Genomic DNA, 5,985 nt, shown 5'->3' with positions numbered 1-5,985 from the left:
GGCAGTCGACCCGGTTCAAGAACCGCATCCTGACCGGGCCGCTCGCGGTGGGCCGTTCGCTGGTGATCGGCGAGGACAACGGAACGCTGCACTTCGTCTCGCGCGAAGACGGCGCACTGCTCAATCGCGTCACGCCCGATGGCTCCGCCATTGGCGTCACGCCGGTGATGGCCGGCAACACGGTGGTGGTGGTGACTGCCAACGGCGGTGTGTTTGGATATCGCCCTGAATAACTCTTTGCAAGGCCCGACCATGAAAACCGCGCCCCTGAAAGGCCGGCCATGAAGCCGGTCGTGGCCCTGGTCGGGCGGCYCAACGTCGGCAAGTCGACCCTCTTCAACCGCCTCACGCAGACGCGCGACGCCATCGTCGCCGACTTTGCCGGACTCACGCGCGACCGCCACTATGGCARCGGCCGCCTGGGCAAGCACGAGTTCATCGTGATCGACACCGGGGGCTTCGAGCCCGATGCGGGCAGCGGCATCTACAAGGAAATGGCCAAGCAGACGCGGCAGGCCGTGGCCGAGGCCGATGTCGTGATCTTCGTGGTCGATGCCCGCGAAGGCCTTTCGGCGCAGGACCACGACATTGCGAACGAGCTGCGGCGGCTCGGCAAGCCCTGCGTGCTGGCGGCCAACAAGGCCGAAGGCATGCACGACGGCACCAAGCTGGTCGATTTCTACGAACTCGGCTTTGGCGACGTGCATGGCGTGTCCGCGGCGCACGGGCAGGGCATGCGCGACCTGGTCGAGCTGGCGCTCGCGCCGCTGAACCTGCCCGACCCCGACGACGAGGCGGACGAGGACGACGTCAACAAGCCCATCAAGCTGGCGGTGGCCGGGCGGCCGAACGTCGGCAAGTCCACGCTGATCAACACCTGGCTCGGTGAAGAGCGCCTGGTGGCGTTCGACCTGCCGGGCACCACGCGCGACGCCATCTCGGTGCCGTTCGAGCGCAACGGCCAGCGCTTCGAGCTGATCGACACGGCCGGCCTGCGACGCAAGGGCAAGGTGTTCGAGGCGATCGAGAAGTTCTCGGTGGTCAAGACGCTGCAGGCCATCGAGTCGGCCAACGTCGTGCTGCTGCTGCTCGATGCCACGCAGGGCGTGACCGACCAGGACGCGCACATCGCCGGCTACATCCTCGAAAGCGGCCGCGCGGTGGTGATTGCCATCAACAAGTGGGACGCGGTCGACAGCTACCAGCGCGAGCAGATCCAGCGCCAGATCGAAACCCGGCTGCCGTTCCTCAAGTTCGCATCGCTGCATTTCATCTCGGCCATCAAGCGCCAGGGCCTGGGTCCGGTGTGGCAGGCCATTGCGCAGGCCCACAAGTCGGCCACGCGGAAGATGTCCACGCCGGTGCTGACCCGGCTGCTGCTGGAGGCGGTGCAGTTCCAGTCGCCCAAGCGCGCGGGCATGTTCCGCCCCAAGCTGCGCTATGCGCACCAGGGCGGCATGAATCCGCCGGTGATCATCATCCACGGCAATTCGCTGGAGCATGTCACCGAGGCCTACAAGCGCTTTCTCGAAGGGCGCTTCCGCAAGGAGTTCGATCTGGTGGGCACGCCCTTGCGCATCCAGTTCAAAAGCTCGCAAAATCCCTTTGCGGACAAGGACGATTGAGCACGCTTGGCTGCCGATGGCGGCCGATGAGCCATGGCCGGGTCGAAAGTTCCGCCTTTTGAGAGACGTTATTTTTCAAAGGCTTTTGACCCTGATTGCTGCAGCGCAGAAACCCTGTGTTAAGGTCATCTCTCCAACAACTACTCTTGAACACGGAGAATATCGTGAGCAATAAAGGGCAACTTCTACAAGACCCGTTTCTGAACACCCTGCGTCGCGAGCATGTGCCGGTCTCCATTTATTTGGTGAACGGTATCAAGCTGCAGGGCCAGATCGAGTCTTTCGACCAGTATGTCGTGCTGCTTCGCAACACGGTCACGCAAATGGTCTACAAGCACGCCATCTCCACCATCGTGCCGGGTCGTGCCGTCAACTTCTCGGCTGCCGAGAACGACGACGCCGCAGCCTGATCGCGCGGAGCGCGGCGGTAACCCCGCCGCGCTTTTTCCATATTGATCCCGCTTGTCTGAATTGAACTCCCGCCAGGAAGGCGCCGCCGTTCTCGTCGGCGTCGATTTCGGGCTGCCCCATTTCGACAGCGAACTCGAGGAACTCGGCCTGCTCGCGCAGACCGCGGGCCTTTCGCCTGTCGCGCGCCTCGTCTGCAAGCGCAAGGCGCCCGACGCCGCACTTTTCGTTGGAAGCGGCAAGGCCGAAGAAATCAAGGAACTGGCCGCCATGCACCAGGCCAGCGAGGTCATCTTCGACCAGTCGCTGAGCCCGGCGCAGCAGCGCAACCTCGAGCGCCAGCTCGACGTGGCGGTGTACGACCGCACCTTCCTCATCCTCGAGATCTTTGCCCAGCGCGCCCGCTCCCATGAGGGCAAGCTGCAGGTCGAGCTGGCTCGCCTGCAGTATCTGAGCACGCGCCTGGTTCGCCGCTGGTCCCACTTGGAGCGCCAGACGGGCGGTGCCGGCGTGCGCGGCGGTCCCGGCGAAAAGCAGATCGAGCTCGACCGCCGGATGATCAGCGAATCGATCAAGCGCACGCGCGAGCGGCTGGCCAAGGTGCAGAAGCAGCGCGGCACGCAGCGCCGCCAGCGCGAGCGCCGCGAAACCTTCAACATCTCGCTCGTGGGCTATACCAACGCCGGCAAGTCGTCGCTGTTCAATGCGCTGGTCAAGGCTCGCGCGTATGCGGCCGACCAGCTCTTTGCCACGCTCGACACCACCACGCGCAACCTCTACCTGGGCGATGCCCGCAGGCAGGTCTCGATTTCCGACACCGTCGGCTTCATCCGCGACCTGCCGCACGGGCTGGTCGACGCCTTCAAGGCCACGCTGCAGGAGGCCGTCGATGCCGACTTGCTGCTGCACGTGGTGGATGCCTCCAATCCGCTCGATGCCCTTGAAACTGCGCAGCACCCGCTGCATCTGCAGGACGACATGGAAATCGACGGCGTGCGGGTTCCGCGCATCTTCCTCAGCGCCCGCAGCGGCGAGGGACTGCCCCTGCTGCGCGCCGAGCTGGCCCGCCGGTCGGGCTCCCTGGGCGACGCGATGACCCCAGAGGCCGACACTGAATTGCACGACACCGCCAATTGATTGGGCACAATCCCGCCACTGACAAGAGAACGAAGCGAATGAATGCAAAGCCAGCGTGGAGAGGGTTTCTGGGCATGTTCAACCTGAACGATGGCCGATGGGGCCGTGGCGACGAGCCGTCGTCCAACGGCGACCGCCCAACCGGCAACCGGCCTCCCGACGCGGACCCGCCGGGCGGCCCGACGCCACCGCCCTCGGGCAACAACAACGGCAACGGCAACCGCCCCCGCGGCCAGGGCCCGAACCAGGGCCCGCCCGACCTCGATGAACTCTGGCGCGACCTCAACCGCAAGCTGGGCGGCTTCTTCGGCGGCAAGGGCGGCGGCAATCGCCCCACCGGCGGCGGCAATGGCGGTGGCGGCAACGGCTATCGGCCGGACATGAAGAATGCCGGCTTCGGCCTCGGCCTGGTGGCGGCGGTGGCCGTTCTCATCTGGCTCGGGACCGGCTTCTTCATCGTGAACGAAGGCCAGCAGGCCGTGGTGACGCAGTTCGGCCGCTACAAGACGACGGTGAATGCCGGCTTCAACTGGCGCCTGCCGTATCCCATCCAGCGCCACGAGGTGGTGGTGGTCACGCAGATCCGCTCGACCGACGTGGGCCGCGACGCCATCGTGCGCTCCACCGGCCTGCGCGAATCGGCCATGCTGACCGAAGACGAGAACATCGTCGAAATCAAGTTCGCCGTGCAGTACCGCCTGAGCAATGCGCAGGCCTGGCTCTACGAGAGCAAGTCGCCGGCCGAAACCATCGTGCAGGTGGCCGAGAGCTCCGTGCGCGAGGTGGTCGGCAAGATGAAGATGGATGCCGCGCTGGCCGAGGAGCGCGACCAGATCGCCCCGCGCGTGCGGCAATTGATGCAAACCATCCTCGACCGCTACAAGATCGGTGTCGAAGTGGTCGGCATCAACCTGCAGCAGGGCGGAGTGCGTCCGCCCGAGCAGGTGCAGGCCGCTTTCGACGACGTGCTCAAGGCCGGCCAGGAGCGCGAGCGCACCAAGAACGATGCGCAGGCCTACGCCAACCAGGTCGTGCCGCTTGCCGCCGGTACGTCCTCGCGTCTCAAGGAAGAGTCCGAAGCCTACAAGGCGCGCATCGTCGCACAGGCACAGGGCGATGCCGGCCGCTTCAGCGCGGTGCTGGCCGAGTACCAGAAGGCGCCGCAGGTCACCCGCGACCGCATGTACACCGACGCCATGCAGCAGATCTATGCCAGCACCACCAAGGTACTGGTCGATACCAAGCAAGGCTCCAACCTGCTGTACCTGCCGCTCGACAAGCTCATGCAGCTGAGCGGCAGCAACCCGGCCGCAACGCCGGTCGATGCGGCCAGCCCCAGCGTGGCAGGTACCGCGCCCGCCCAGTCGTCGGTGATTCCGGTGGTGCCGCCATCGAGCGAGAGCCGTGCCCGCGATGGCCGTTCGCGTGATCGCGACGTGCGTTGAAAAGGCCAGGAAGAACATGAACAGAATCGGATTCATCGCCTCGTCGATCCTCGTCTTGCTCGTGCTGCTGAGCTCGACCCTCTTCGTGGTCGACCAGCGCCAGTTCGGCGTGGTCTATGCCCTTGGCCAGATCAAGAGCGTCATCACCGAACCGGGCCTCAACTTCAAGCTGCCGCCGCCGTTCCAGAACGTGTCGTACATCGACAAGCGGCTGCTCACGCTCTCCAGCCTCGACACCGAGCCGATGCTCACGGCCGAGAAGCAGCGCGTGGTGATCGACTGGTACGTGCGCTGGCGCATCACCGATCCGCAGGCCTACATCCGCAACGTCGGCCTCGACGAAAACGCGGGCGCCACGCAGCTCAACCGCGTGGTGCGCAACGCCTTCCAGGAAAACATCAACAAGCGCACCGTGCGCGACCTGATCTCGGTGCGCCGCGAAGCGCTGATGGCCGACGTGCAGCGAGAAGTGCTGGCCGTGGTGAAGGGCTCCAAGCCCTGGGGCGTGGACGTGGTCGACGTGCGCATCACGCGTGTGGACTATGTGGAAGCCATCACCGAATCGGTCTACCGCCGCATGGAGGCCGAGCGCAAGCGCGTGGCCAACGAACTGCGTTCGACCGGTACGGCCGAAGGTGAAAAGATCCGCGCCGACGCCGACCGCCAGCGCGAAGTGATCGTGGCGAACGCCTACCGCGATGCCCAGAAGATCAAGGGCGAGGGCGATGCCCAGGCTGCCGCTGCGTACAGCGAGGCCTTTGGCCGCGACCCGCAGTTCGCGCAGTTCTATCGCAGCCTGGAGGCCTACAAGCAAAGCTTCAACAAGAAGAGCGACGTGATGGTGCTCGACCCGTCGTCGGACTTCTTCCGGGCCATGCAGAGCTCGGGCACGCCCGCAGGCAACGCTCCTCCGCGCCGCTGATCCTGCGCCGGGCCGCCGCCGTGAGCGCCGAAATCTTCTGGAGTGCGCTGGCGCTCGTCCTGGTGATCGAGGGCATCCTGCCTTTCGTCTCGCCAGGCGGGTGGCGGCGCGGCTTCGGGCAGCTCATGCAACTGCGCGACGGCCAGCTGCGCTTCTTCGGACTTTGCAGCATCTTGCTGGGTTTGGCCCTTCTTTGGCTGCTGGGGTAGCGCGGCCCGGTAGAATCCCGGTTTAACCACGCCCCCGATCCCCATGTCCGCCTGGGTCCTCCCGGATCACATTGCCGATGTGCTGCCTTCCGAGGCGCGCCACATCGAAGAACTTCGACGCCAGCTGCTCGATACCGCCCGTGGCTATGGCTACGAGCTGGTGATGCCGCCGCTGCTCGAGCACCTCGAGTCGCTGCTGTCCGGCACCGGCGAGGCGCTCGATCTCCAAACCTTCAAGC

Annotated in this window: 7 protein-coding genes and 1 pseudogene; all 8 read left to right on the top strand. The window is 65.5% G+C overall.

Going from position 1 to position 5,985, the window contains the following annotated elements; genetic code table 11:
• A pseudogene (locus AC1DOC_RS26600) lies at nt 1-233 on the top strand (outer membrane protein assembly factor BamB); the annotation flags it as partial.
• 48 nt (nt 234-281) lie between these two features.
• The gene (gene der, locus AC1DOC_RS26595) at nt 282-1,625 is read left to right on the top strand and encodes a ribosome biogenesis GTPase Der (RefSeq protein WP_478130823.1); all 1,344 of its coding nucleotides are present in this window, start codon (nt 282-284) and stop codon (nt 1,623-1,625) included.
• A 164-nt stretch (nt 1,626-1,789) separates the two neighbouring features.
• Entirely contained in the window at nt 1,790-2,035 is a 246-nt protein-coding gene (gene hfq / locus AC1DOC_RS26590) for an RNA chaperone Hfq (RefSeq protein ID WP_012747311.1), read from the top strand.
• A 52-nt stretch (nt 2,036-2,087) separates the two neighbouring features.
• Entirely contained in the window at nt 2,088-3,170 is a 1,083-nt protein-coding gene (hflX, locus tag AC1DOC_RS26585) for a GTPase HflX (RefSeq protein ID WP_478130822.1), read from the top strand.
• A gap of 74 nt (nt 3,171-3,244) precedes the next feature.
• Nucleotides 3,245-4,615 carry an FtsH protease activity modulator HflK gene (gene hflK / locus AC1DOC_RS26580; protein WP_278879059.1) on the top strand — a complete coding sequence of 457 codons (1,371 nt, stop codon included), beginning with the start codon at nt 3,245-3,247 and terminating at the stop codon, nt 4,613-4,615.
• A 16-nt stretch (nt 4,616-4,631) separates the two neighbouring features.
• Nucleotides 4,632-5,537 carry a protease modulator HflC gene (hflC, locus tag AC1DOC_RS26575; RefSeq protein WP_012747314.1) on the top strand — a complete coding sequence of 302 codons (906 nt, stop codon included), beginning with the start codon at nt 4,632-4,634 and terminating at the stop codon, nt 5,535-5,537.
• A gap of 20 nt (nt 5,538-5,557) precedes the next feature.
• Entirely contained in the window at nt 5,558-5,746 is a 189-nt protein-coding gene (locus tag AC1DOC_RS26570; RefSeq protein WP_012747315.1) for a DUF2065 domain-containing protein, read from the top strand.
• Between the two features lie 43 nt (nt 5,747-5,789).
• The coding region (locus AC1DOC_RS26565) for an ATP phosphoribosyltransferase regulatory subunit (RefSeq protein ID WP_478130821.1) at nt 5,790-5,985 on the top strand (196 nt) is incomplete at its 3' end.

This window comes from Variovorax sp. 01T439_2 (assembly GCF_056398445.1).
The sequence above is the reverse complement of the archived record's forward strand: the minus strand, read 5'-3'. Positions and strand labels throughout refer to the sequence as shown.

Excerpts from the sequence above, each read along its gene's own strand:
- hflK (WP_278879059.1), top strand. The coding sequence starts at position 3,245 with ATGTTCAACCTGAACGATGGCCGATGGGGCCGTGGCGACGAGCCGTCG.
- hflC (WP_012747314.1), top strand. The coding sequence starts at position 4,632 with ATGAACAGAATCGGATTCATCGCCTCGTCGATCCTCGTCTTGCTCGTG.